Annotated in this window: 22 protein-coding genes; 19 read left to right on the top strand and 3 right to left on the bottom strand. The window is 57.1% G+C overall.

Annotated features, from left to right (window positions below):
• From leuB to leuL, 3 genes are all read right to left on the bottom strand, one after another.
• On the bottom strand, positions 1 to 1,092 hold the full coding sequence (leuB, locus tag GVK32_RS16760; RefSeq protein ID WP_159869692.1) for a 3-isopropylmalate dehydrogenase: 1,092 nt from the start codon (positions 1,090 to 1,092) through the stop codon (positions 1 to 3).
• The gene (gene leuA, locus GVK32_RS16755; RefSeq protein ID WP_159869689.1) at positions 1,092 to 2,663 is read right to left on the bottom strand and encodes a 2-isopropylmalate synthase; all 1,572 of its coding nucleotides are present in this window, start codon (positions 2,661 to 2,663) and stop codon (positions 1,092 to 1,094) included. The genes leuB and leuA overlap by 1 nt, the downstream gene beginning before the upstream one ends.
• A 94-nt stretch (positions 2,664 to 2,757) precedes the next feature.
• On the bottom strand, positions 2,758 to 2,844 hold the full coding sequence (gene leuL / locus GVK32_RS16750; protein WP_115193567.1) for a leu operon leader peptide: 87 nt from the start codon (positions 2,842 to 2,844) through the stop codon (positions 2,758 to 2,760).
• Positions 2,845 to 3,448: 604 nt separating this feature from the next.
• Here leuL and leuO point away from each other — a divergent pair.
• The 19 genes from leuO (at position 3,449) to ftsA (ending at position 24,561) form a co-directional block, all read left to right on the top strand.
• Positions 3,449 to 4,417, top strand: a complete 969-nt coding sequence (gene leuO / locus GVK32_RS16745; RefSeq protein WP_159869856.1) for a transcriptional regulator LeuO — start codon at positions 3,449 to 3,451, stop codon at positions 4,415 to 4,417.
• A 66-nt stretch (positions 4,418 to 4,483) separates the two neighbouring features.
• On the top strand, positions 4,484 to 4,687 hold the full coding sequence (locus GVK32_RS16740) for a hypothetical protein (RefSeq protein WP_159869686.1): 204 nt from the start codon (positions 4,484 to 4,486) through the stop codon (positions 4,685 to 4,687).
• Between the two features lie 200 nt (positions 4,688 to 4,887).
• Positions 4,888 to 6,612, top strand: coding sequence for an acetolactate synthase 3 large subunit (gene ilvI / locus GVK32_RS16735; RefSeq protein WP_159869683.1), 1,725 nt, complete (start codon positions 4,888 to 4,890; stop codon positions 6,610 to 6,612).
• Between the two features lie 2 nt (positions 6,613 to 6,614).
• Positions 6,615 to 7,106, top strand: a complete 492-nt coding sequence (ilvN, locus tag GVK32_RS16730; protein ID WP_041144039.1) for an acetolactate synthase small subunit — start codon at positions 6,615 to 6,617, stop codon at positions 7,104 to 7,106.
• Between the two features lie 181 nt (positions 7,107 to 7,287).
• Positions 7,288 to 8,292 (top strand): catabolite repressor/activator, encoded by a 1,005-nt coding sequence (gene cra, locus GVK32_RS16725; RefSeq protein WP_041144040.1) that lies wholly within the window; start codon positions 7,288 to 7,290, stop codon positions 8,290 to 8,292.
• A 640-nt stretch (positions 8,293 to 8,932) separates the two neighbouring features.
• A complete protein-coding gene (gene mraZ / locus GVK32_RS16720; RefSeq protein ID WP_041144041.1) occupies positions 8,933 to 9,391 on the top strand; it encodes a division/cell wall cluster transcriptional repressor MraZ in 459 nt (152 codons plus the stop codon).
• A gap of 1 nt (position 9,392) precedes the next feature.
• Positions 9,393 to 10,334 (top strand): 16S rRNA (cytosine(1402)-N(4))-methyltransferase RsmH, encoded by a 942-nt coding sequence (gene rsmH / locus GVK32_RS16715; protein ID WP_159869680.1) that lies wholly within the window; start codon positions 9,393 to 9,395, stop codon positions 10,332 to 10,334.
• Positions 10,331 to 10,696: a cell division protein FtsL gene (ftsL, locus tag GVK32_RS16710; RefSeq protein WP_002888550.1), complete on the top strand. Its 366-nt coding sequence runs from the start codon at positions 10,331 to 10,333 to the stop codon at positions 10,694 to 10,696. Before rsmH ends, ftsL begins: the two co-directional genes overlap by 4 nt.
• 15 nt (positions 10,697 to 10,711) lie before the next feature.
• Complete coding sequence (locus tag GVK32_RS16705) at positions 10,712 to 12,478, top strand: peptidoglycan glycosyltransferase FtsI (protein WP_159869677.1); 1,767 nt, start codon at positions 10,712 to 10,714, stop codon at positions 12,476 to 12,478.
• Positions 12,465 to 13,952, top strand: a complete 1,488-nt coding sequence (murE, locus tag GVK32_RS16700) for a UDP-N-acetylmuramoyl-L-alanyl-D-glutamate--2,6-diaminopimelate ligase (protein WP_159869674.1) — start codon at positions 12,465 to 12,467, stop codon at positions 13,950 to 13,952. Before GVK32_RS16705 ends, murE begins: the two co-directional genes overlap by 14 nt.
• Entirely contained in the window at positions 13,949 to 15,307 is a 1,359-nt protein-coding gene (gene murF, locus GVK32_RS16695; RefSeq protein WP_159869671.1) for a UDP-N-acetylmuramoyl-tripeptide--D-alanyl-D-alanine ligase, read from the top strand. The genes murE and murF overlap by 4 nt, the downstream gene beginning before the upstream one ends.
• Complete coding sequence (gene mraY, locus GVK32_RS16690; protein WP_041144046.1) at positions 15,301 to 16,383, top strand: phospho-N-acetylmuramoyl-pentapeptide-transferase; 1,083 nt, start codon at positions 15,301 to 15,303, stop codon at positions 16,381 to 16,383. The genes murF and mraY overlap by 7 nt, the downstream gene beginning before the upstream one ends.
• A 2-nt stretch (positions 16,384 to 16,385) precedes the next feature.
• Positions 16,386 to 17,702 carry a UDP-N-acetylmuramoyl-L-alanine--D-glutamate ligase gene (gene murD, locus GVK32_RS16685; protein ID WP_159869668.1) on the top strand — a complete coding sequence of 439 codons (1,317 nt, stop codon included), beginning with the start codon at positions 16,386 to 16,388 and terminating at the stop codon, positions 17,700 to 17,702.
• Positions 17,702 to 18,961, top strand: coding sequence for a cell division protein FtsW (ftsW, locus tag GVK32_RS16680; protein ID WP_159869665.1), 1,260 nt, complete (start codon positions 17,702 to 17,704; stop codon positions 18,959 to 18,961). Before murD ends, ftsW begins: the two co-directional genes overlap by 1 nt.
• Positions 18,958 to 20,028 carry an undecaprenyldiphospho-muramoylpentapeptide beta-N-acetylglucosaminyltransferase gene (gene murG, locus GVK32_RS16675; protein WP_159869662.1) on the top strand — a complete coding sequence of 357 codons (1,071 nt, stop codon included), beginning with the start codon at positions 18,958 to 18,960 and terminating at the stop codon, positions 20,026 to 20,028. The genes ftsW and murG overlap by 4 nt, the downstream gene beginning before the upstream one ends.
• A 47-nt stretch (positions 20,029 to 20,075) precedes the next feature.
• Positions 20,076 to 21,551, top strand: coding sequence for a UDP-N-acetylmuramate--L-alanine ligase (gene murC / locus GVK32_RS16670; protein ID WP_123710108.1), 1,476 nt, complete (start codon positions 20,076 to 20,078; stop codon positions 21,549 to 21,551).
• Positions 21,544 to 22,464 (top strand): D-alanine--D-alanine ligase, encoded by a 921-nt coding sequence (locus tag GVK32_RS16665; protein ID WP_159869659.1) that lies wholly within the window; start codon positions 21,544 to 21,546, stop codon positions 22,462 to 22,464. The genes murC and GVK32_RS16665 overlap by 8 nt, the downstream gene beginning before the upstream one ends.
• 1 nt (position 22,465) lies before the next feature.
• Positions 22,466 to 23,302: a cell division protein FtsQ gene (gene ftsQ / locus GVK32_RS16660; protein ID WP_041144052.1), complete on the top strand. Its 837-nt coding sequence runs from the start codon at positions 22,466 to 22,468 to the stop codon at positions 23,300 to 23,302.
• Complete coding sequence (ftsA, locus tag GVK32_RS16655; protein WP_004857881.1) at positions 23,299 to 24,561, top strand: cell division protein FtsA; 1,263 nt, start codon at positions 23,299 to 23,301, stop codon at positions 24,559 to 24,561. The genes ftsQ and ftsA overlap by 4 nt, the downstream gene beginning before the upstream one ends.
• Positions 24,562 to 24,609 lie beyond the last annotated feature (48 nt).

Raw genomic sequence — 24,609 nt, 5'->3', positions numbered from 1 at the left:
TTACACCCCTTCAGCGACATAGCGGGCAATGATGTCGCCCATTTCATCGGTACTGACCGCCGCCGCACCGCGCGCTAAATCGCCGGTACGGATGCCTTCTTCTAATGCCCGGTTGATCGCGCTTTCGATAGCCGTTGCCGCCGCGTCCGCGTCGAGGCTGTAGCGCAGCAGCAGCGCCAGCGACAGGATTTGGGCTATCGGGTTAGCGATGTTCTTGCCGGCGATATCCGGTGCCGAGCCGCCTGCCGGCTCGTACAGGCCAAAGCCTTGTTCATTGAGGCTGGCGGAGGGCAGCATGCCCATTGAGCCGGTGATCATCGCGCATTCGTCGGACAGGATGTCGCCGAACAGGTTGGAGCACAGCAGCACGTCGAACTGGGACGGGTCTTTAATCAGCTGCATGGTGGCGTTGTCGATGTACATGTGCGCCAGCTCAACGTCCGGGTACTCTTTGGCGATTTCGCCGACGATTTCTCGCCACAGAATGGAGGACTGCAGCACGTTGGCTTTGTCGATAGAGGTCACTTTGCTCCGGCGCTTGCGGGCCGATTCAAACGCGATGTGTGCAATGCGCTCGATCTCAAAGCGGTGGTAAACCTCGGTATCAAACGCTTTCTCGTGATGGCCGCTGCCTTCACGACCCTTCGGCTGGCCGAAGTAGATGCCGCCGGTCAGTTCACGGACGCACAGGATGTCGAAGCCGTTGGCGGCGATATCCGCGCGCAGCGGGCAAAACTCTTCCAGCCCCTGATACAGCTTCGCCGGACGCAGGTTGCTGAACAGCTTGAAATGTTTACGCAGCGGCAGCAGCGCGCCGCGCTCCGGCTGCTCTGCAGGCGGCAGGTGTTCCCATTTTGGGCCACCGACCGAGCCGAACAGAATGGCGTCTGCCTGCTCGCAGCCTTCCACCGTAGCCTGCGGCAGCGGGGAACCCTGACGGTCGATGGCGGCGCCACCGACATCATATTGGCTGGTGGTAATGCGCATATCAAAACGGGTACGGACAGCTTCCAGTACTTTCATCGCCTGGTTCATGACTTCCGGGCCAATGCCATCACCTGGCAACACAGCAATATGGTAATTCTTCGACATTACACAGTTTCCTTCTTGTTCTCGTTATTTTGAGCTTTGCGTTGCAATTCTTTTTCGACTTCAGCGGCGCGCCAGATGTTGTTCAGAACGTGAATCATCGCCTTCGCGGAGGATTCAACGATATCGGTCGCCAGACCGACGCCATGGAAGCGACGACCGTTGTAGTTCACCACGATGTCGACCTGACCCAGCGCATCTTTACCGTGGCCTTTGGCGCTTAAGCCATATTTAACCAGTTCGATGTCATAGCCGGTAACGCGGTTGATGGCCTGATATACGGCATCGACCGGACCGTTGCCGTTAGCCGCTTCGGACTTCACTTCATCGCCGCAGGCCAGCTTGACGGAGGCGGTGGCGATGGCGTTGGAGCCGGACTGCACGCTGAAGTAGTCCAGGCGGAAATGCTCAGGCTCTTCCTGTTGCTTGTTAATAAAGGCCAGCGCTTCCAGGTCGTAGTCGAAGACCTGACCTTTTTTGTCCGCCAGCTTCAGGAAGGCGTCATACAGGTGGTCCATGTTGTAGTCGCTTTCCTTGTAGCCCATCTCTTCCATGCGGTGTTTCACCGCCGCGCGGCCGGAGCGGGAGGTCAGGTTCAGCTGTACCTGATTCAGGCCGATGGATTCCGGGGTCATGATTTCGTAGTTTTCGCGGTTCTTCAGTACGCCATCCTGGTGAATACCGGAGGAGTGAGCGAAGGCACCGGTACCGACGATGGCTTTGTTCGCCGGGATCGGCATGTTGCAAATCTGGCTGACGGTCTGGCTGGTGCGCCAGATTTCGTTGTGATTAATGCGGGTGTGCACATCCATGATGTCTTTGCGCACTTTGATAGCCATGATCACTTCTTCCAGCGAGCAGTTACCTGCGCGCTCGCCGATGCCGTTCATTGCGCCTTCAACCTGACGAGCGCCGGCGTGAACCGCAGCGATGGCGTTACCGACTGCAATGCCTAAATCGTCATGAGTGTGGACGGAGATAATTGCTTTATCGATATTCGGAACGTGTTCGTACAGGCCGGTAATAATATTGGCGAATTCGAACGGCATGGTGTAGCCGACGGTGTCCGGGATGTTAATGGTGGTAGCGCCGGCGCGGATGGCGGCTTCAACGACGCGTGCCAGATCGGCAATCGGCGTACGGCCGGCATCTTCGCAGGAGAACTCAACGTCGTCGGTATAGTTACGGGCGCGTTTAATCATATAGATCGAGCGCTCAATCACCTCATCGAGGGTGCTGCGCAGCTTGGTGGCGATATGCATCGGCGAGGTGGCGATAAACGTATGAATACGAAACGCTTCGGCGATTTTTAAGGATTCGGCCGCGACATCGATATCTTTCTCTACGCAGCGCGCCAGGGCGCAAACGCGGCTGTTTTTGATGGTGCGCGCGATGGTCTGTACGGATTCAAAGTCGCCCGGAGATGAGACAGGGAAGCCGACCTCCATCACGTCTACGCCCATACGCTCAAGGGCCAGGGCAATCTGCAGCTTCTCTTTAACGCTCAGGCTAGCCTGTAACGCTTGTTCCCCGTCACGTAAGGTCGTATCGAAAATAATGACTTGCTGGCTCATGGTTAAATCCTTAATCGGTGTCCTGGGCGCCTTGCTGACGAGCATAAAAAAACCCGCGCAATGGCGCGGGTTTTATAGTCTTACTGGAAGATGACTAACGCTTAACGTCGCCCAGCAGCCTACCGCGCAAATTGGATGCGTTTAGTAGTAGTAGGCTGGTGAAACGAGTGCTGCGAATCATTGCGTCATGCTCCAGATGAAATCGATATGCTTTTAGAGTTACTGGATACGCCTTTTGATGTCAACCCCTGAGGGGGAAAAACGTCTTTTTACCCCGTCACTGAATTAGCTAATTGTGCTGAAGATCGCGCTTTTTTGCCGACAATCGTTTTTGGCGCCGCGGCAGGGGGCGAGGCCATTTAAAACATTCGCACAATTTCATTTTGATTCAAGGCCTCACGCTGTCGTGGCGGCGACGGTAGCCATCTTAATGAAAAGACTGAGAATATTTGACATGTGAATATATTTAAATGAGTTCAGGCTAATTATCTATGATAACGACATGTTAATTTTAATAGCGTGTTCAATCTATACCTTAATGCTGCTTCAATTTAAGTTAACTATTCCTGCCGTTGTTTATCCTTATAACTTATGATTAAACTTAGCACCATCAAGTAATCGATATAGTTAAAATGAAACGGCCATCTTCTAATTCTGCTTATTTTTGCCGAAATCATAACTTTGATATATTCCTAAAATTCATTTTTACCCTTTTGCAAATTTCATATGCGTGCTAAATGATATTTTCAGCATTAATTACTGTACTTGTGCAAAGGGAATTTAGCCTGATGATGAAATTAGATATGATAATTGAAAGTATTGAATATCAAGCAGCCCCTGCGGCAGAGGTGACGAAACCTCAGCTACGCATGGTCGATCTCAATCTGCTCACCGTCTTTGATGCGGTGATGCAGGAGCAGAATATCACTCGCGCGGCGCATTCTCTGGGGATGTCGCAGCCGGCGGTCAGCAACGCCGTATCGCGTCTGAAGGTGATGTTTAATGACGAGCTGTTCGTTCGCTACGGCCGCGGGATTCAGCCAACGGCGCGTGCGGTCCAGCTGTTTGGCTCGGTGCGCCAGGCTCTGCAGCTGGTGCAGAACGAACTGCCGGGCTCCGGTTTTGAGCCAATAAGCAGCGAGCGGGTGTTTAATTTATGCGTGTGCAGCCCGCTGGATAACTATTTGACCGCCACAATCCTCAATAAAGTTAGCGAAGCCGCGCCAAATATTCATTTGATTTTTAAATCGGCGCTGAATCAAAATACCGACCATCAATTACGTTATCAGGAAATTGAATTCGTGGTGGGCTATGAAGAGTTTCGCCGCCCTGAATTTGCCTGCGTGCCGCTGTTTAACGATGAGATGGTATTAGTCGCCAGTCGTCAGCATCCGCGTATTAGCGGATTGCTGGCGGAAGAGGACATTTATCGGGAAGAGCACGCGGTTGTTGCCCTGGATCGCTATGCTTCATTCAGCCAGCCCTGGTATGACACTCTCGATAAACAGGCGCGAATTGCCTATCAGGGCAATGCGATGGTCAGCGTATTAAATGTGGTTTCGCAAACGCAAATGGTGGCTATTGCGCCGCGTTGGCTGGCGGCTGAATTCGCGGATAAGCTTAACCTGCAGCTGGTCACGCTGCCGCTGCAGGTTAATAGCCGGACCTGCTATCTCTCATGGCACGAAGCCGCGGGTCGCGATAAAGGCCACCAGTGGATGGAAGAACTGCTGGTCAGTATTTGCCGGCGCTAATCTGTGCGTACATCACCACAAACGGGAGCCGCGGCTCCTGCTTTGTGAGCGGGCTGCAGGGGATATTTGGGCCTGCCGCTGACCAGGGCCAACGTCGCGGCGCTTTTCGTATGGTTTTATCTATTATTAAGTAATAAGTTAGAATTTTATTCTGTTTGTCTGCGGCGGCTGGCGGCAGATTCAGATGAAAAATGGATGATTTCCTGCGGCACGGCAATTTGTCCGAGTTATTATTTGCGTCAATTCCTGTCGGTGAAGTTTTCCACCTGATTTTTTATTAAATCCTCTTTTTTATTCTTTTAATACCTCTCATGTACCCGCGGTGGCGAATTGCCTGCCCGGTAGGGACCAGTTATGGTAAAGGCACGCAGTCCATTCACCTCAATGCGAAGACGAAACTCTGCGCATTGTGCGAACGCGCGGAAATTGAGTTCCGCTGTCGTTAAAAACAATAAGCCGGGAGGCAAACCATGGAGATGTTGTCAGGAGCCGAGATGGTCGTCCAGTCGCTTGTCGATCAGGGCGTCAAGCAAGTATTCGGTTATCCCGGGGGGGCGGTCCTCGATATCTATGATGCGTTACATACCCTCGGCGGTATCGATCATATTTTGGTCCGCCACGAGCAGGCCGCGGTGCATATGGCGGACGGTCTCGCCCGCGCAACGGGCGAAGTCGGGGTCGTGCTGGTGACCTCCGGGCCCGGGGCCACGAACGCCATTACCGGCATTGCGACGGCTTACATGGACTCTATCCCCCTGGTCATTCTCTCCGGACAGGTGGCGACTTCCCTGATTGGTTACGACGCTTTCCAGGAGTGCGACATGGTCGGTATTTCCCGACCGGTGGTGAAGCACAGCTTCCTGGTTAAGCAAACCGAAGATATCCCCGGTGTCCTGAAGAAAGCCTTCTGGCTGGCGGCCAGCGGCCGTCCCGGCCCGGTTGTCGTCGATCTGCCGAAAGATATCCTCAACCCGGCGAACAAACTGCCGTACGTCTGGCCGGATGCGGTCAGCATGCGCTCCTATAACCCGACAACCAGCGGGCATAAAGGACAAATTAAACGCGCGCTGCAAACGCTGATCGCGGCCAAACACCCGGTAGTATACGTTGGCGGCGGGGCGATTAACGCTCAATGCGAAGAGCAGCTGTATAGCCTGGTGGAAAAACTGAATCTGCCGGTTGCGTCGTCGCTGATGGGGCTGGGCGCTTTCCCTGCCTCGCACCAGCAGGCGCTGGGTATGCTGGGCATGCACGGCACCTATGAAGCCAACATGACGATGCATCACTCCGACGTGATTTTCGCCGTTGGCGTCCGCTTTGACGATCGCACGACCAACAATCTGGCAAAATACTGCCCGAATGCCACGGTGCTGCATATCGACATCGATCCGACGTCGATTTCGAAAACGGTGCCGGCAGACGTGCCGATCGTTGGCGATGCCCGTCAGGTGCTGGAGCAGATGCTGGAGCTGCTGGAGCAGGAAGAGGCGCAGCAGCCGCTGGATGAGCTTCGCGACTGGTGGCAGCAGATCGAGCAGTGGCGCGCGCGTCACTGCCTGCAATACGATACGCAAAGCGGCAAGATCAAACCGCAGGCGGTGATCGAGACTATCTGGCGTCTGACCAACGGCGACGCCTACGTCACCTCCGACGTCGGTCAGCATCAGATGTTTGCTGCGCTCTATTATCCCTTTGATAAGCCGAGACGCTGGATCAACTCCGGCGGCCTGGGCACGATGGGCTTCGGCCTGCCCGCGGCGCTCGGCGTGAAGATGGCGCTGCCGGATGAGACCGTTATTTGCGTCACCGGCGACGGCAGTATTCAGATGAATATCCAGGAGCTTTCCACCGCGCTGCAGTACGAACTGCCGGTTCTGGTGCTGAACCTGAATAACCGCTATCTCGGGATGGTGAAGCAGTGGCAGGACATGATCTATTCCGGCCGCCACTCGCAGTCGTATATGGAGTCGCTCCCGGACTTTGTCCGCCTCGCAGAAGCGTATGGTCACGTAGGGATTCGCATTAACGAGCCGCAGGAGCTGGAGTCAAAGCTGACCGAAGCGCTGGAGCAGGTGCGTAATAATCGTCTGGTCTTCGTCGACGTGACGGTTGACGGCAGCGAGCACGTGTATCCGATGCATATCCGCGGCGGCGGGATGGACGAGATGTGGTTGAGCAAAACGGAGAGAACCTGATTATGCGCCGGATATTATCGGTATTACTGGAAAACGAATCGGGCGCCTTATCGCGCGTTATTGGTCTCTTTGCGCAGCGTGGGTATAACATTGAAAGCCTGACGGTGGCACCCACCGATGACCCGACGCTCTCGCGGATGACGATTCAGACCGTGGGCGATGAGAAAGCGATCGAGCAGATCGAAAAGCAGCTGCATAAGCTGGTGGACGTGCTGCGCGTCAGCGAGCTCGGACAAAACTCGCACGTTGAGCGCGAGATTATGCTGGTGAAGGTGCAGGCAAGCGGCTTTGGCCGCGAGGAGGTCAAGCGCAACACCGAGATCTTCCGTGGGCAGATTATTGACGTCACCCCGTCTATCTACACCGTTCAGCTGGTTGGTACCAGCGATAAGCTGGATGCATTCATCGCCTCGCTGCGTGACGTTGCGAGAATCGTTGAAGTTGCTCGTTCGGGGGTCGTTGGCCTGTCGCGCGGCGACAAAATAATGCGCTGAGTCGCTGAAAATGAGCTAAAAATAGCCCGACACAAACTGTCGGGCTATTTTTTTGCGAAATCGGTAGGAACTGGAGACAAAACCGGTTGCTGTGCTAACTGTTCTGCGTTTAGATGTTATGAAAATGAATCCATACCTGAAGAAAGGTTATGTTCTGTACTAAATTACCCAAGGGGCAATTGTGAAACTGGATGAAATCGCCCGGCTGGCCGGTGTTTCGCGAACCACCGCTAGCTATGTGATTAACGGTAAAGCGAAGCAGTACCGCGTGAGCGATAAAACGGTCGAAAAGGTGATGGCTGTGGTTCGTGAACACAACTATCACCCGAATGCGGTCGCTGCCGGCCTGCGTGCAGGACGCACGCGTTCTATTGGTCTGGTTATTCCGGATCTGGAAAACACCAGCTATACCCGCATTGCTAACTACCTCGAGCGGCAGGCGCGCCAGCGTGGCTATCAGCTGCTGATCGCCTGTTCGGAAGATCAGCCCGATAACGAGATGCGCTGCATTGAGCACCTGCTGCAGCGCCAGGTCGATGCCATTATCGTGTCGACCTCATTACCGCCCGAGCATCCGTTCTATCAGCGTTGGGCCAACGATCCGTTCCCGATTGTTGCGCTCGATCGCGCACTCGATCGTGAACACTTCACCAGCGTTGTCGGTGCCGATCGCGACGATGCGGAAATGCTCGGCGCCGAGCTGCGCAAATTCCCCGGCGACAGCGTGCTGTATCTTGGCGCTTTGCCGGAGCTGTCGGTGAGCTTCCTGCGCGAGCAGGGCTTCCGGACCGCGTGGCAGGACGATCCGCGTGAGGTGCAGTATCTCTACGCTAACAGCTACGAGCGCGAAGCGGCGGGTCAGCTATTCGAGAAGTGGCTGGAAACCCATCCGATGCCGCAGGCGCTGTTTACCACCTCGTTCCCGCTGCTGCAGGGCGTGATGGACGTGACGCTGCGTCGGGAAGGCAAGCTGCCCTCCGAGCTGGCGATTGCGACCTTCGGCGATAACGAACTGCTGGATTTCCTCCAGTGTCCGGTGCTGGCGGTGGCTCAGCGCCACCGCGACGTTGCCGAGCGCGTGCTGGAGATCGTCCTCGCCAGCCTCGACGAACCACGCAAGCCAAAGCCTGGCCTAAGCCGGATTCGCCGGAATTTGTATCGCCGCGGGAGCCTGAACCGTCGTTGAATATTTCCGGCAGCGGGCTGCCGGCATAATTCTTCCACCGCTCGCCAGACGGATGCGCGTCTGGCGATAATCCATACAAATTGGCTTAAAAATGCAAAACTGAATATCTTTCAGACAAATCCCTAAACTTCTTTACGCATTATTTTGTTTTATTCTGGAGTAGGGGCTTTCTTGCACCTGAGGGGTATAAGAAAAGATCTCCCGGTTGATATTTGTATTATTTTGTTACATTCACTAAGTTAATCGCTGAATTAACACTCATTTTATCGCAGACAATACCCCCAATCTTCTCTACCCCGCGACAAGAGAGCCTCTCCGCAGACATCAGGCACTGTTAACGGGCAACAGAATCGCCTAAAATGCCGCTCGCGTCGCAAACTGACACTTTATATTTTCCCGCCGAAGATATTTTGTTGCTTTTAACTGTTACGAATTTGTTGGTTGTTTTCTTACACGTATTCATGACGTTAATTTGCCTCGTTTGTTGATGATTTTATCATCAGGCCTAATATCGGCGGCAAATAATGGGTTTTTAAGCTTCGTTGGTATTCGTGCTGGCTTGACAAGCTTTTCCTCCGCTCCGTAAACTCCTTCTGGTGGGAATTTGTGGGTTAAAGTGGCGAAAAGGGGTGAGGCTGGCATGTTCCGTGGGGCAACGTTAGTCAATCTCGACAGCAAAGGCCGTCTGGCCGTGCCGACGCGTTACCGCGACGGGCTGATTGAGAGTGCTTCCGGTCAATTGGTTTGCACCATTGACATTCATCACCCGTGCCTGCTGCTTTACCCCTTGCCTGAATGGGAAATCATCGAGCAAAAATTGTCGCGTTTGTCGAGCATGAACCCCGCTGAGCGGCGCGTACAGCGTCTGCTTCTGGGACATGCCAGCGAATGTCAGATGGATAATGCCGGGCGGCTCTTGATCGCTCCGGTGTTACGGCAGCATGCCGGGCTGACAAAAGAAGTGATGCTGGTCGGGCAGTTCAATAAGTTTGAGCTGTGGGATGAAACGACCTGGTATCAACGGGTCAAGGAAGATATCGACGCTGAGCAGTCCGCAACCGGGGAACTGCCGGAGCGACTGCAGGATTTGTCTTTATAAAATGATGGAAAATTTTAAACATACTTCGGTACTTCTGGATGAAGCCGTTAACGGCCTGAATATTCGCCCGGATGGTATCTACATTGATGGCACTTTTGGTCGCGGTGGCCACTCGCGTCTGATCCTCTCCCAACTGGGAGCGGAAGGCCGTCTGCTGGCAATCGATCGCGATCCGCAGGCAATCGCCGTGGCGAAGACCATTGATGACCCCCGTTTTTCCATCGTACACGGACCTTTTTCTGCGCTTGCAGATTATGTTAGTGAGCGCGAACTGACGGGCAAGATCGACGGGATTCTTCTCGATCTTGGCGTCTCGTCGCCGCAGCTGGATGACGCGGAGCGCGGCTTCTCGTTTATGCGCGACGGTCCGCTGGATATGCGCATGGATCCGACGCGCGGCCAGTCGGCCGCCGAATGGCTGCAGACGGCCGATGAGGCCGATATCGCCTGGGTGATTAAGACCTTTGGCGAAGAGCGCTTCGGTAAGCGCATCGCGCGCGCCATCGTCGAGCGTAACCGCATTGAGCCGATGACCCGCACGAAAGAGCTGGCGGAAGTGGTGACGGCGGCAACCCCGGTGAAGGATAAGTTCAAACATCCCGCGACCCGTACCTTCCAGGCGGTGCGCATTTGGGTGAACAGTGAACTGGAGGAGATAGAGCAGGCGCTAAAAAGCTCGCTCAGCGTGCTGGCCCCGGGCGGGCGGCTTTCTATCATCAGTTTCCATTCGCTGGAAGACCGCATTGTGAAGCGCTTTATGCGCGAGCAAAGCCGCGGTCCGCAGGTTCCGGCAGGGCTACCGATGACTGAAGAGCAGCTGCGTAAACTGGGCGGCCGTGAGCTGCGAGCATTAGGCAAGTTGATGCCGGGCGAAGAAGAGGTAGCTGAAAATCCTCGTGCCCGTAGTTCAGTTCTGCGCATTGCAGAGAGGACGAACGCATGATCGGCAGAGTGACAGAAGCCCTAAGCAAGGTTAAAGGGTCGATAGGAAGCAACGAGCGCCATGCCTTGCCTGGCGTGATCGGAGACGACCTTCTGCGGTTTGGGAAGCTGCCACTCTGTCTGTTCATTTGCATCATCATTACGGCGATTACGGTGGTAACGACGGCGCACCATACCCGTTTGTTAACCGCCCAGCGCGAGCAGTTAGTTCTGGAACGTGACGCGCTGGATATTGAATGGCGCAACCTGATCCTCGAAGAGAACGCCCTGGGCGATCACAGTCGGGTTGAGCGGATCGCGACCGAGAAGTTGCAGATGCAACACGTCGATCCATCACAAGAAAATATCGTTGTACAAAAATAAGGATTATTGCGACGCATGAAAGCAGCGCCGAAAACGCCAAGACCAAAACGTCAGGAAGAACAGGCCAACTTTATCAGTTGGCGTTTTGCGTTGCTGTGCGGCTGTATTCTGCTGGCTCTGACTTTCCTGCTGGGCCGCGTGGCGTGGCTGCAGGTTATCAGTCCGGACATGCTGGTGCGTCAGGGCGATATGCGCTCCCTGCGCGTACAGGAAGTGTCGACCGCGCGTGGGATGATTACCGACCGCTCGGGCCGTCCGCTGGCGGTGAGCGTGCCGGTGAAGGCGATCTGGGCCGATCCGAAAGAGCTGCACGATGCCGGTGGCGTTACCCTCGACAACCGCTGGAAAGCGCTGGCGGATGCGCTGAATATGCCGCTGGATCAGCTGGCGTCGCGCATCAATACCAACTCGAGAATGCGCTTTATCTATCTGGCTCGTCAGGTCAATCCTGATATGGCCGACTACATCAGAAAGCTCAAGCTGCCGGGGATCCACCTGCGCGAAGAGTCGCGCCGTTACTACCCGTCAGGCGAAGTCACCTCTCACCTTATCGGTTTTACCAACGTCGATAGTCAGGGTATTGAGGGCGTTGAGAAGAGCTTTGACAAATGGCTTACCGGCCAGCCGGGCGAGCGTATCGTGCGTAAAGACCGCTATGGCCGCGTCATCGAAGATATCTCTTCGACCGACAGCCAGGCCGCGCATAACCTCGCGCTGAGCATCGACGAGCGCCTGCAGGCGCTGGTTTATCGCGAACTGAACAACGCGGTGGCGTTTAACAAGGCGGAGTCGGGAAGCGCGGTGCTGGTTGACGTCAGCACCGGCGAAGTGCTGGCGATGGCCAACAGCCCGTCCTACAACCCGAATAATTTCTCCGGCACGGCAAAAGATATCATGCGTAACCGCGCCATCACCGACGTCTTCGAACCGGGTTCCACGGTGAAGCCGATGGTGGTGATGACGGCGCTACAGCGCGGGATCGTCAACGAAAACACCGTGCTGAATACCATTCCTTACCGTATTAACGGCCACGAAATTAAAGACGTGGCGCGCTATAGCGAATTGACCCTGACCGGGGTACTACAGAAGTCGAGTAACGTCGGTGTTTCCAAGCTGGCGTTAGCGATGCCGTCCTCAGCGTTAGTAGATACTTACTCACGTTTTGGGCTCGGAAAAGCGACCAATTTGGGGTTGGTCGGAGAACGCAGTGGCTTATACCCTCAAAAACAACGGTGGTCTGACATAGAGAGGGCCACCTTTTCTTTCGGCTATGGGCTAATGGTAACCCCGTTACAGTTAGCGCGAGTCTACGCAACGATCGGCAGTTACGGCGTGTATCGCCCGCTGTCGATTACCAAAGTTGATCCACCGGTTCCGGGCGAGCGAGTCTTCCCGGAACCTCTCGTTCGTACCGTTGTGCACATGATGGAAAGCGTGGCGCTGCCTGGCGGCGGCGGCGTGAAGGCGGCGATTAAAGGCTATCGCATCGCGATCAAAACCGGTACGGCGAAAAAAGTGGGGCCAGACGGCCGCTACATCAACAAATATATTGCTTACACCGCAGGCGTTGCGCCCGCCAGCCACCCGCGTTTTGCGCTGGTGGTGGTGATCAACGACCCGCAGGCGGGTAAATACTACGGCGGCGCCGTTTCCGCGCCGGTCTTCGGTGCCATCATGGGCGGCGTTCTGCGCACCATGAACATTGAACCGGATGCGCTGGCAACGGGCGAAAAAAGTGAATTTGTGATTAATCAAGGTGAGGGAACAGGTGGCAGATCGTAATTTGCGCGACCTTCTCGCTCCGTGGGTGCCAAATGCGCCGGAGCGAATTCTGCGAGAGATGACGCTGGACAGCCGGGTGGCTGCTTCCGGCGATCTCTTTATCGCGGTATTAGGTCATCAGGCGGACGGGCGTCGTTATATCCCGCAGGCGATAGCGCAAGGTGTTGCTGCCATTATAGCTGAGGCCAAAGATGAGGCTGCTGACGGCGAAATCCGTGAAATGCACGGCGTGCCGGTCATTTATCTTAGCCAGCTCAACGAGCGCCTGTCGGCGCTGGCCGGGCGTTTTTACCATCAGCCTTCTCAGCAGCTGCGCCTGATCGGCGTAACCGGGACCAACGGCAAAACTACCACCACTCAGCTCCTGGCGCAGTGGGGCAAGCTGCTCGGCGAAACCAGTGCGGTCATGGGTACGGTAGGCAACGGCCTGCTGGACAAGGTTATCCCAACGGAAAATACCACCGGCTCTGCGGTAGACGTTCAGCACGTGCTGTCCGGTCTGGCGGGGCAGGGCGCGACCCTGGCGGCGATGGAAGTCTCTTCCCACGGCCTGGTGCAGCACCGCGTTGCTGCGCTGCAGTTTGCCGCCTCGGTGTTTACCAACCTGAGCCGCGATCACCTGGACTATCACGGTGATATGGCGCATTACGAAGCGGCGAAATGGCTGCTCTATTCCACCCACCACTGCGGTCAGGCGATCGTCAACGCCGATGATGAAGTGGGCCGCCGCTGGCTGGCGAAGCTGCCGGATGCGGTTGCGGTATCGATGGAAGACCATATTAATCCGAACTGTCACGGCCGCTGGCTGAAGGCAACCGCGGTGAGCTATCACGACAGCGGTGCGACCGTTCAGTTTGACTCCAGCTGGGGCAAGGGCGAAGTAGAGAGCCGCCTGATGGGCGCCTTTAACGTCAGCAACCTGCTGCTGGCGCTGGCTACCCTGCTGGCGCTGGGCTATCCGCTGGCCGAGCTGCTGAAAACGGCTTCTCGTCTGCAGCCGGTTTGCGGGCGTATGGAAGTGTTTGGCGCGCCGGGCAAAGCGACCGTGGTGGTGGATTACGCCCATACGCCTGATGCGCTTGAAAAAGCGCTGCAGGCCGCGCGTCTGCACTGCAACGGCAAGCTGTGGTGCGTGTTTGGCTGCGGCGGCGATCGCGATAAGGGCAAACGTCCGCTGATGGGGGCTATCGCCGAAGAGTTCGCCGATATTGCCGTTGTCACCGACGATAACCCGCGTACCGAAGAGCCTCGCGCCATTATCAACGATATCCTGGCCGGCATGCTTGATGCCGGGCACGCGAAGGTGATGGAAGGTCGGGCGGAAGCGGTGACCAATGCCGTTATGCAGGCGAAAGAGGGTGACGTGGTGCTGGTCGCCGGTAAGGGCCACGAGGATTACCAGATTGTCGGCAATCGCCGCCTGGACTACTCCGATCGCGTGACCGTCGCGCGTTTACTGGGGACGGTAGCATGATTCGCTTTACGCTTTCTCAGCTTGCCGACATCGCCAGCGGCGAACTGCAGGGTAGCGATCTGGCCATTGATGAGGTTACATCGGATACCCGCAAGATAACGGCGGGCTGCCTGTTTGTGGCCCTCAAGGGCGAGCGCTTTGACGCCCACGACTTTGCCGAACAGGCCAGGCAGGCCGGCGCCGGGGCGCTGCTGGTCAGCCGCAGGCTGGAGTGCGATTTACCCCAGGTGGTGGTGAACGATACTCGGCAGGCTTTCGGTGAGCTGGCGGCATGGGTTCGCCAGCAGGTACCGACCCGCGTGGTCGCGCTGACCGGCTCCTCCGGGAAAACCTCGGTGAAAGAGATGACCGCGGCAATCCTCGGGCAGTGCGGCACGACGCTGTATACCGCCGGCAACCTGAATAACGATATTGGCGTACCGATGACGCTGCTGCGCCTGACTCACGAGCACCGGTATGCGGTGATTGAGCTGGGCGCCAACCACCAGGGCGAAATTGCCTGGACCGTGAGTTTGACGCATCCGGAAGCCGCGCTGGTGAACAACCTGGCCGCCGCGCACCTTGAGGGCTTCGGCTCGCTGGCGGGCGTGGCGAAGGCGAAAGGCGAAATCTTTACCGGCCTGCCGGCAAACGGCATCGCCATTCTCAACGCCGACAATAACGACTGGCTGAACTGGCAGAGCGTCATTGGCGATCGTAAGGTTTGGCGCTTCTCGCCTAACGCTGCCAACAGCGACTTTACGGCGACCAATATTCACGTCACCAGCCACGGTACGGAATTTACCCTGCAAACCCTGACCGGGAGCACGGACGTTCTGCTGCCGCTGCCGGGCCGCCACAATATTGCCAACGCGCTGGCAGCCGCCTCGCTGGCAATGGCGGTCGGCGCTGATTTAGCCGCGGTGAAGGCCGGGCTGGCTCAGCTTACCGCGGTGCCGGGGCGCCTGTTCCCGATCCGGCTTACGGAAAATCAACTGCTGCTTGATGATTCCTATAACGCCAACGTCGGCTCGATGACCGCCGCGGTGCAGGTGCTGTCCGAAATGCCGGGCTACCGAGTGCTGGTGGTCGGCGATATGGCCGAGCTCGGCGCGGAAAGCGCCGCCTGCCATCGCCAGGTTGGCGAAGCGGCGAAGGCGGCAGGGCTCGATCGCGTACTGAGCGTCGGCGCGCTGAGTGCTGATATCAGCTCCTCCAGCGGCGTGGGTGAGCACTTTAGCGAGAAATCCGCGCTGGTGACTCGTCTGCGCGAGCTTCTCGCAGAGCATAAAATTCTGACCATTTTAGTGAAGGGTTCACGTAGTGCCGCCATGGAAGAGGTAGTACGCGCATTACAGGAGAATGGAACATGTTAGTATGGCTGGCCGAACATTTGGTCAAATATTATTCAGGCTTTAACGTCTTTTCCTACCTGACGTTTCGCGCCATCGTCAGCCTGCTGACCGCGCTGTTCATCTCTTTGTGGATGGGCCCGCGTATGATCGCTCGTCTGCAAAAACTCGCTTTCGGCCAGGTTGTGCGCAACGACGGTCCGGAATCTCACTTCAGCAAACGCGGTACGCCGACCATGGGCGGGATCATGATCCTCACCGCGATTGTGGTATCGGTCCTGCTGTGGGCTTACCCCTCTAACCCGTACGTCTGGTGCGTTCTGACGGTGCTGATAGGCTACGGCATCATTGGCTTCGTTGATGACTATCGCAAAGTGGTGCGCAAAGACACCAAGGGCCTGATTGCCCGCTGGAAATACTTCTGGATGTCGGTGATTGCGCTGGGCGTTGCTTTTGCGCTCTATATGGCCGGGAAAGACACGCCGGCTACTCAGCTGGTGGTGCCGTTCTTCAAGGACATCATGCCGCAGCTGGGGCTGCTGTACATTCTGCTGGCCTACTTCGTGATTGTCGGTACCGGCAACGCGGTTAACCTCACCGATGGCCTCGACGGCCTGGCGATTATGCCAACCGTGTTTGTGGCCGCCGGTTTCGCGCTGGTGGCGTGGGCGTCGGGCAACATGAACTTCGCCAACTACCTGCATATTCCCTATCTGCGTCACGCCGGCGAACTGGTTATCGTCTGTACGGCGATCGTCGGTGCGGGCCTTGGCTTCCTGTGGTTTAACACCTATCCGGCTCAGGTCTTTATGGGCGACGTGGGTTCACTGGCCCTCGGCGGCGCGCTGGGCATCATTGCCGTGCTGCTGCGTCAGGAATTCCTGCTGGTTATTATGGGTGGCGTTTTTGTTGTTGAGACCCTGTCGGTCATTCTGCAGGTCGGCTCCTTCAAGCTGCGCGGTCAGCGCATCTTCCGAATGGCGCCGATTCATCACCACTATGAACTGAAAGGTTGGCCGGAACCGCGCGTGATCGTGCGCTTCTGGATTATTTCGCTGATGCTGGTGCTGATTGGCCTGGCGACGCTGAAGGTACGTTAATCATGGCAGATTATCAGGGTAAGAAAGTCGTCATTATTGGGCTGGGTATGACTGGCCTGTCTTGCGTGGACTTTTTCATGGCCCGCGGCGTGACGCCGCGCGTCATGGATACTCGCGCTGCGCCTTCCGGCCTGGATAAGCTGCCGGAAGAAGTGGAGCGCTACGTTGGCGGCCTGAACGAGGATTGGCTGCTGGCGGCCGATCTTATCGTGGCAAGCCCGGGTATCGCCCTGGCGCATCCCTCTCTGAGCGCGGCGATGGATGCCGGCGTTGAAATCGTTGGCGACATCGAGCTGTTCTGCCGCGAGGCGCAGGCGCCGATTGTGGCGATTACCGGTTCAAACGGTAAAAGCACCGTCACCACCCTGGTGGGTGAAATGGCGAAAGCGGCCGGCGTAAACGTCGGCGTCGGCGGCAATATTGGCCTGCCGGCCCTGATGCTGCTGGATGCTGAACGCGAGCTGTATGTTCTCGAACTTTCCAGCTTCCAGCTGGAAACCACCTCCAGCCTGCGGGCGGTTGCCGCGACGATCCTCAACGTGACCGAAGATCATATGGACCGCTACCCGCTCGGCCTGCAGCAGTATCGGGCGGCCAAGCTGCGCGTTTATGAAAATGCGAAGAGCTGCATTGTGAATGCCGATGACGGATTGACGATGCCGGTGCGCGGCGCCGATGACCGCTGCATTAGCTTTGGCGTTGACGTCGGCGACTACCACCTTAACCGCCAGCAGGGAGAAACCTGGCTGCGGGTGAAGGGTGAGAAAGTGCTGAACGTCAAAGAGATGCCGATAACCGGCCAGCATAACTACAGCAACGCCCTGGCGGCGCTGGCGCTGGCGGATGCCGCGGGTCTGCCGCGAGCCAGCAGCCTCAAAGCGTTGACCACCTTTACCGGCCTGGCGCACCGTTTCCAGCTGGCGCTGGAGCATAACGGCGTGCGCTGGATAAACGATTCCAAAGCCACCAACGTTGGCAGCACCGAAGCGGCGCTGAACGGCCTGCATCTGGACGGCACGCTCTATCTGCTGCTCGGCGGTGACGGCAAGTCCGCTGATTTCGCGCCGCTGAAGCGCTATCTGGCCGGCGATAATATCCGCCTGTACTGCTTCGGTCGCGATGGCGAGCAGCTGGCGGCGCTGCGCCCTGAAGCGGCGACGCAGACGGAAACCATGGAGCAGGCGATGCGTCAGATTGCGCCGCTGCTGAAGTCGGGCGATATGGTGCTGCTGTCGCCGGCATGCGCCAGCCTCGATCAGTTTAAAAGCTTCGAACAACGGGGGGATATCTTTACCCGCCTGGCGAAGGAGTTAGGCTGATGCGTCTCTCCCTCCCGCGCCTGAGAATGCCCCGACTGACGCTGCCGCGTTTCCCGGGAATGCGTATCTTCTCCTGGCTGTTTGCCGCGCTGAAGGGCTGGGTGATGGGCTCGCGGCAGAAAGATAACGACAGCCTGGTGATGTATGACCGGATGCTGCTGTGGCTGACGCTTGGCCTGGCGGCGGTCGGTTTCATCATGGTGACCTCGGCTTCGATGCCGGTGGGCCAGCGTCTGGCGAACGATCCGTTTTTGTTTGCCAAGCGCGACGGACTCTACATTCTGCTGGCGCTGGGGATCGCGCTGGTGACCCTGCGCCTGCCGATGGAATTTTGGCAGCGGCACAGTACCGCGATGCTGATCGCCTCGATCGCGATGCTGCTGATCGTGCTGGTGGTCGGGAGCTCGGTAAACGGGGCATCGCGCTGGATTGCGCTGGGTCCGCTGCGTATACAGCCCGCGGAGTTTACCAAGCTGTCGCTGTTCTGCTACATCGCCAACTACCTGGTGCGTAAGGGCGATGAGGTGCGTAATAACCTGCGCGGCTTCCTGAAACCGATGGGCGTGATTTTCGTGCTGGCGATCCTGCTGCTGGCGCAGCCGGACCTCGGAACGGTGGTTGTGCTGTTCGTGACGACTCTGGCGATGCTGTTCCTCGCCGGCGCCAAGCTGTGGCAGTTCATTGCCATTATCGGTATGGGGATCTCGGCGGTTGTGCTGCTGATCCTCGCCGAACCGTATCGTATTCGCCGCGTAACCTCCTTCTGGAACCCGTGGGAGGATCCGTTTGGCAGCGGCTACCAGCTGACCCAGTCGCTGATGGCCTTTGGCCGCGGCGAAATGTGGGGCCAGGGCTTAGGCAACTCGGTACAAAAACTGGAGTATTTACCGGAGGCGCACACTGACTTCATCTTCGCCATCATCGGCGAAGAACTCGGTTATATCGGTGTGGTACTGGCCCTTTTAATGGTATTCTTCGTCGCTTTTCGCGCCATGTCCATCGGCCGCAAAGCGCTGGAGATTGACCACCGTTTCTCCGGCTTTCTGGCCTGTGCGATCGGGATCTGGTTTAGCTTCCAGGCGCTGGTTAACGTCGGTGCGGCTGCGGGCATGCTGCCGACTAAGGGCCTGACGCTGCCGCTGATCAGCTACGGCGGCTCCAGCTTGCTGATTATGTCGACGGCCATCATGTTGCTGTTGCGTATTGATTATGAAACGCGTCTGGAAAAAGCCCAGGCGTTTACACGGGGTGTTCGATGAGCGGTCAGGAAAAGCGGTTAATGGTGATGGCGGGCGGTACCGGCGGGCATGTGTTCCCGGGGCTGGCGGTCGCGCACCATTTAATGGACCAGGGCTGGCAGGTTCGCTGGCTGGGTACCGCCGATCGTATGGAAGCGGACTTAGTGCCGAAGCACGGTATTGAGATCGATTTTATCCGCATCTCCGGCCTGCGCGGCAAAGGCCTGAAGGCGCAGCTGCTGGCGCCGGTGCATATTTTCAACGCCTGGCGTCAGGCGCGCGCGATTATGCAGCGCTTCAAACCGGACGTCGTGCTGGGGATGGGCGGATACGTTTCCGGCCCCGGCGGACTGGCTGCATGGTCGCTGGGCATTCCGGTGGTGCTACACGAACAGAATGGTATTGCCGGCCTGACCAATAAATGGCTGGCAAAAATTGCAAAGAAAGTGATGCAGGCGTTTCCCGGCGCGTTCCCCCATGCTGACGTGGTGGGCAACCCGGTGCGTACCGATGTGCTCGCGCTGCCTCTGCCGGAGCAGCGGCTGGTGGGGCGTCAGGGGCCGACCCGCGTTTTAGTGGTTGGCGGCTCGCAGGGCGCCCGCGTGCTGAACCAGACTATGCCGCTGGTGGCCGGGAAGCTGAACGGCGCGGTAACCATCTGGCACCAGAGCGGTAAAGGCGCCCAGCAGACGGTACAGCAGGCTTACGCTGATGCCGGGCAGCCGCAGCATAAGGTGACCGAATTTATTGATGACATGGCGGCAGCATATGCCTGGGCCGACGTGGTGGTATGTCGTTCCGGTGCGCTGACGGTGAGTGAAATCGCCGCCGCAGGATTACCGGCGCTGTTTGTGCCGTTTCAGCATAAGGATCGCCAGCAGTACTGGAACGCGCTGCCGCTGGAGAAAGCGGGAGCCGCGAAAATTCTCGAACAGCCCCAGTTCACGGTGGATGCCGTGGCGCAAACCCTGGCCGGCTGGGATCGTGAAACGCTGCTGGATATGGCGGAACGAGCGCGTAGAGCCTCGATTCCGGATGCTACCGAGCGGGTAGCGGAAGAAGTGAGCGCTGCAGCACTGGCGCGCTAATCGCGGTGAATCTCACCGCCCGAATAGAGAAGTTGATGGCGTAAAGAATGAATACACAAGATTTGGCAAAACTGCGTTCCATAGTGCCCGAGATGCGTCGCGTCCGGCACATTCACTTTGTTGGCATTGGCGGTGCCGGTATGGGCGGTATTGCCGAAGTTTTGGCCAACGAAGGCTACCAGATTTCCGGCTCCGACCTGGCGCCGAATCCGGTTACGCAGCAGCTGGCTAAGCTTGGCGCCACTATCTATTTCAACCATCGCCCTGAAAACGTGCGCGATGCCAGTGTGGTGGTGGTTTCCAGCGCAATCTCTGCGGAAAACCCGGAGATTGTTGCCGCTCATGAAGCGCGTATTCCGGTTATCCGTCGCGCGGAGATGCTGGCGGAGCTGATGCGTTTTCGTCACGGTATCGCGATTGCCGGCACGCACGGTAAAACCACGACCACCGCGATGGTCTCGAGTATTTATGCGGAGGCCGGCCTCGATCCGACCTTCGTCAACGGTGGGCTGGTTAAGGCCGCGGGCGTGCACGCCCGTCTTGGGCATAGCCGCTATCTGATTGCGGAAGCGGATGAGAGCGACGCTTCGTTCCTGCATCTGCAGCCGATGGTTGCCATTGTGACCAATATCGAAGCCGATCACATGGATACCTACCACGGCGATTTTGAAAACCTGAAGCAGACGTTCGTTAACTTCCTGCACAACCTGCCGTTCTACGGACGCGCGGTGATGTGCGTGGACGATCCGGTCATTCGTGAACTGCTGCCGCGCGTAGGCCGCCAGACGACGACTTACGGCTTTAGCGACGATGCCGACGTGCGTATTGAAGAGTATCGCCAGCTTGGCGCGCAGGGCCATTTCCGCCTGGTGCGCCAGGACAAAGAGGTCATCCAGGTCACGCTAAACGCACCGGGTCGCCATAATGCCCTGAATGCGGCGGCGGCCGTGGCGGTGGCGACGGAAGAGGGCATTGAAGACGATGCGATCCTGCGGGCGCTGGAAGCCTTCCAGGGCACCGGCCGTCGCTTTGATTTCCTCGGCGAATATCCGCTGGCTGAGGTCAACGGTAAAAGCGGCAGCGCGATGCTGATTGATGATTACGGCCATCACCCGACGGAAGTGGATGCGACCATCAAGGCGGCCCGCGCCGGTTGGCCGGATAAAAATCTGGTGATGCTGTTCCAGCCGCACCGCTTTACCCGTACGCGCGATCTGTACGACGATTTTGCCAACGTGCTGACCCAGGTCGACGCGCTGCTGATGCTGGATGTCTACTCCGCCGGTGAAGCGCCGATCCCGGGGGCGGATAGCCGCTCCCTGTGCCGCACTATTCGCGGCCGCGGCAAGGTGGACCCGATTCTGCTTTCCGACCCGGCCCAGGCGGCCGAGATGCTGGCGTCCGTGCTGACCGGGAACGATCTGGTGCTGGTGCAGGGGGCGGGGAATATCGGAAAAATTGCCCGCCACCTGGCTGAAATCAAACTCATGCCGCATAAAGCGGAGGAGGAGCGCCGTGGCTGATAAGATCGCGGTTCTTTTCGGCGGGACCTCCGCCGAGCGAGAGGTGTCGCTCAACTCCGGCGCGGCGGTGCTTGCCGGCCTGCGTGAGGCGGGCGTTGACGCTCATCCTGTCGATCCCCGTGATGTCGACATTACCCAGCTAAAGCAACTGGGTTTTAAGAAAGCGTTTATTGCTTTGCACGGCCGCGGTGGAGAAGATGGAACGTTGCAGGGGCTGCTGGAGCTGATTGAGCTGCCTTATACCGGCAGCGGCGTGATGGCTTCGGCGATCTCCATGGATAAAGTGCGCAGTAAATTACTGTGGCAGGGCGCGGGCTTACCCGTTGCTCCGTGGGTGGCGCTGACCCGTTCGCAGTTCAACGCGGGCCTTACCGAGGAGGTCGCGCAGCAGATTACGGCGCTTGGGCTGCCGCTGATTATTAAGCCGAGCCGTGAAGGTTCAAGCGTCGGCATGTCGAAAGTTAGCGAAAGCTGTGAATTACGCAATGCATTGACGCTGGCTTTTCAGCATGATGATGAAGTTCTGATTGAGAAATGGCTCAGTGGACCGGAATTCACCGTTGCTATCGTCGGTGAAGAAATTTTACCGTCAATTCGTATCCATGTGGCTGGAACCTTCTATGATTATGAAGCGAAGTATCTCTCTGATGAGACGCAATATTTCTGCCCAGGTTGTGAGGATCCTGCCCGCGAGTCAGAAATTCAGGCCCTGGTACTGAAAGCCTGGAATGTTCTCGGCTGTAGCGGCTGGGGACGGATTGACGTCATGCTGGACAGCAATGGCCAGTTTTATCTGTTGGAAGCGAATACTTCTCCTGGCATGACCAGCCATAGCCTGGTGCCGATGGCGGCGCGTCAGGCGGGGATGAGCTTCTCACAGCTTGTTGTTCGAATTTTGGACCTGGCGGGGTGATATGTCGCAGGCTGCGCTGAATACGCGGAACCACGAAGAAGAAGAGGAAATGTCTTCTTCGCGCCGAAGTAATGGAACTCGTCTGGCGGGGATTTTCTTCCTGCTGGCGGTGCTGTGTACCGTATTGGTCAGCGGGTGGATGGTTCTGGGCTGGATGGAAGACGCACAGCGTTTACCGCTGTCCAAGATGGTGGTAACCGGTGAGCGTCACTACACGCGTAATGACGATATTCGCCAGGCAATTCTGGCGCTGGGTTCTCCGGGAACCTTTATGACCCAGGATGTGAATATCATCCAAAGTCAGATTGAGCGCCTGCCGTGGATTAAACAGGCGAGCGTCAGAAAGCAGTGGCCGGACGAATTGAAGATTCATCTGGTTGAATATGTGCCGATTGCGCGTTGGAATGATCAGCATATGGTGGACGTAGAAGGTAATTCTTTCAGCGTCCCGGCGGATCGCACCAATAAACAGAATTTACCGATGCTGTATGGCCCGGAAGGCAGCGAGAACGAAGTGTTGCAAGGATATCGCGACATGGGGCAGGTGCTGGCAAAGGATAAATTCACGTTGAAAGTGGCGGCGATGACCGCGCGTCGCTCCTGGCAGTTGACGCTTAATAACGATATTAAGCTCAACCTTGGCCGAGGCGACACCATGAAACGTCTTCAGCGCTTTATGGAACTTTACCCGGTTCTTCAGCAGCAGGCGCAGACCGATGGCAAACGGATAAGCTACGTTGATTTGCGCTATGACTCGGGCGCGGCGGTAGGCTGGGTGCCTGCTCCCGCTGAGGAAACTAATCAACAACAGAATCAGGCACAGGCAGAACAACAATGATCAAGGCGACGGACAGAAAGCTGGTAGTTGGACTGGAGATTGGCACCGCGAAGGTTGCCGCTTTAGTAGGGGAAGTTCTGCCCGACGGCGTGGTTAATATCATTGGCGTGGGCAGCTGCCCATCGCGTGGTATGGATAAAGGCGGGGTTAACGACCTGGAATCCGTGGTGAAATGCGTACAGCGCGCCATTGACCAGGCCGAACTGATGGCTGATTGCCAGATTTCGTCAGTGTACCTGGCGCTTTCAGGTAAACATATTAGCTGTCAAAATGAAATTGGTATGGTGCCGATTTCAGAAGAAGAGGTGACGCTGGACGACGTAGAGAACGTGGTGCATACCGCCAAGTCGGTCCGCGTACGCGATGAACATCGCGTACTGCACGTCATCCCGCAGGAGTACGCCATTGACTACCAGGAGGGGATTAAAAACCCGGTTGGCCTGTCCGGCGTCCGTATGCAGGCAAAAGTACATTTGATTACCTGCCATAACGATATGGCAAAAAATATTGTTAAAGCGGTGGAGCGCTGCGGTCTGAAAGTGGACCAGCTCATTTTCGCCGGTTTAGCGGCCAGTTATTCCGTATTGACGGAAGATGAACGTGAGCTGGGTGTCTGCGTTGTGGACATCGGCGGTGGTACAATGGATATCGCCGTGTATACCGGCGGCGCGCTGCGTCATACCAAGGTGATCCCGTACGCGGGCAACGTGGTGACCAGCGATATCGCCTACGCCTTCGGTACGCCGCCGAGCGATGCCGAAGCGATCAAGGTGCGCCACGGTTGCGCGCTGGGCTCAATCGTCGGTAAAGACGAAAACGTCGAAGTTCCGAGCGTAGGCGGACGCCCGCCGCGCAGCCTGCAGCGTCAGACGCTGGCGGAGGTTATTGAGCCGCGTTATACCGAATTGCTCAACCTGGTTAATGAAGAGATCCTGCAGCTGCAGGAGCAGCTTCGCCAGCAGGGTGTGAAGCATCATCTGGCGGCGGGGATTGTGTTAACCGGCGGCGCGGCGCAAATTGAAGGCCTTGCCGCCTGCGCGCAGCGGGTGTTCCATACGCAGGTGCGTATCGGTGCGCCGCTAAACATTACCGGTTTAACGGATTATGCCCAGGAGCCGTATTATTCAACGGCGGTTGGGTTGCTGCACTACGGGAAGGAGTCTCATCTTAGTGGTGAAGCAGAAGTGGAAAAACGCGTAACTGCATCAGTTGGCTCGTGGATTAAGCGACTAAATAGCTGGCTGCGAAAAGAGTTTTAATTTTTTAAGAGAACGCAGAAAATTAGCGTTCTCAGGCGACAGGCACAA

Origin of the sequence: Klebsiella sp. 18074, assembly GCF_902705905.1 — a bacterium.
Lineage (GTDB): Bacteria > Pseudomonadota > Gammaproteobacteria > Enterobacterales > Enterobacteriaceae > Klebsiella > Klebsiella terrigena.
This window is presented reverse-complemented; position numbering and strand designations above follow the sequence as displayed.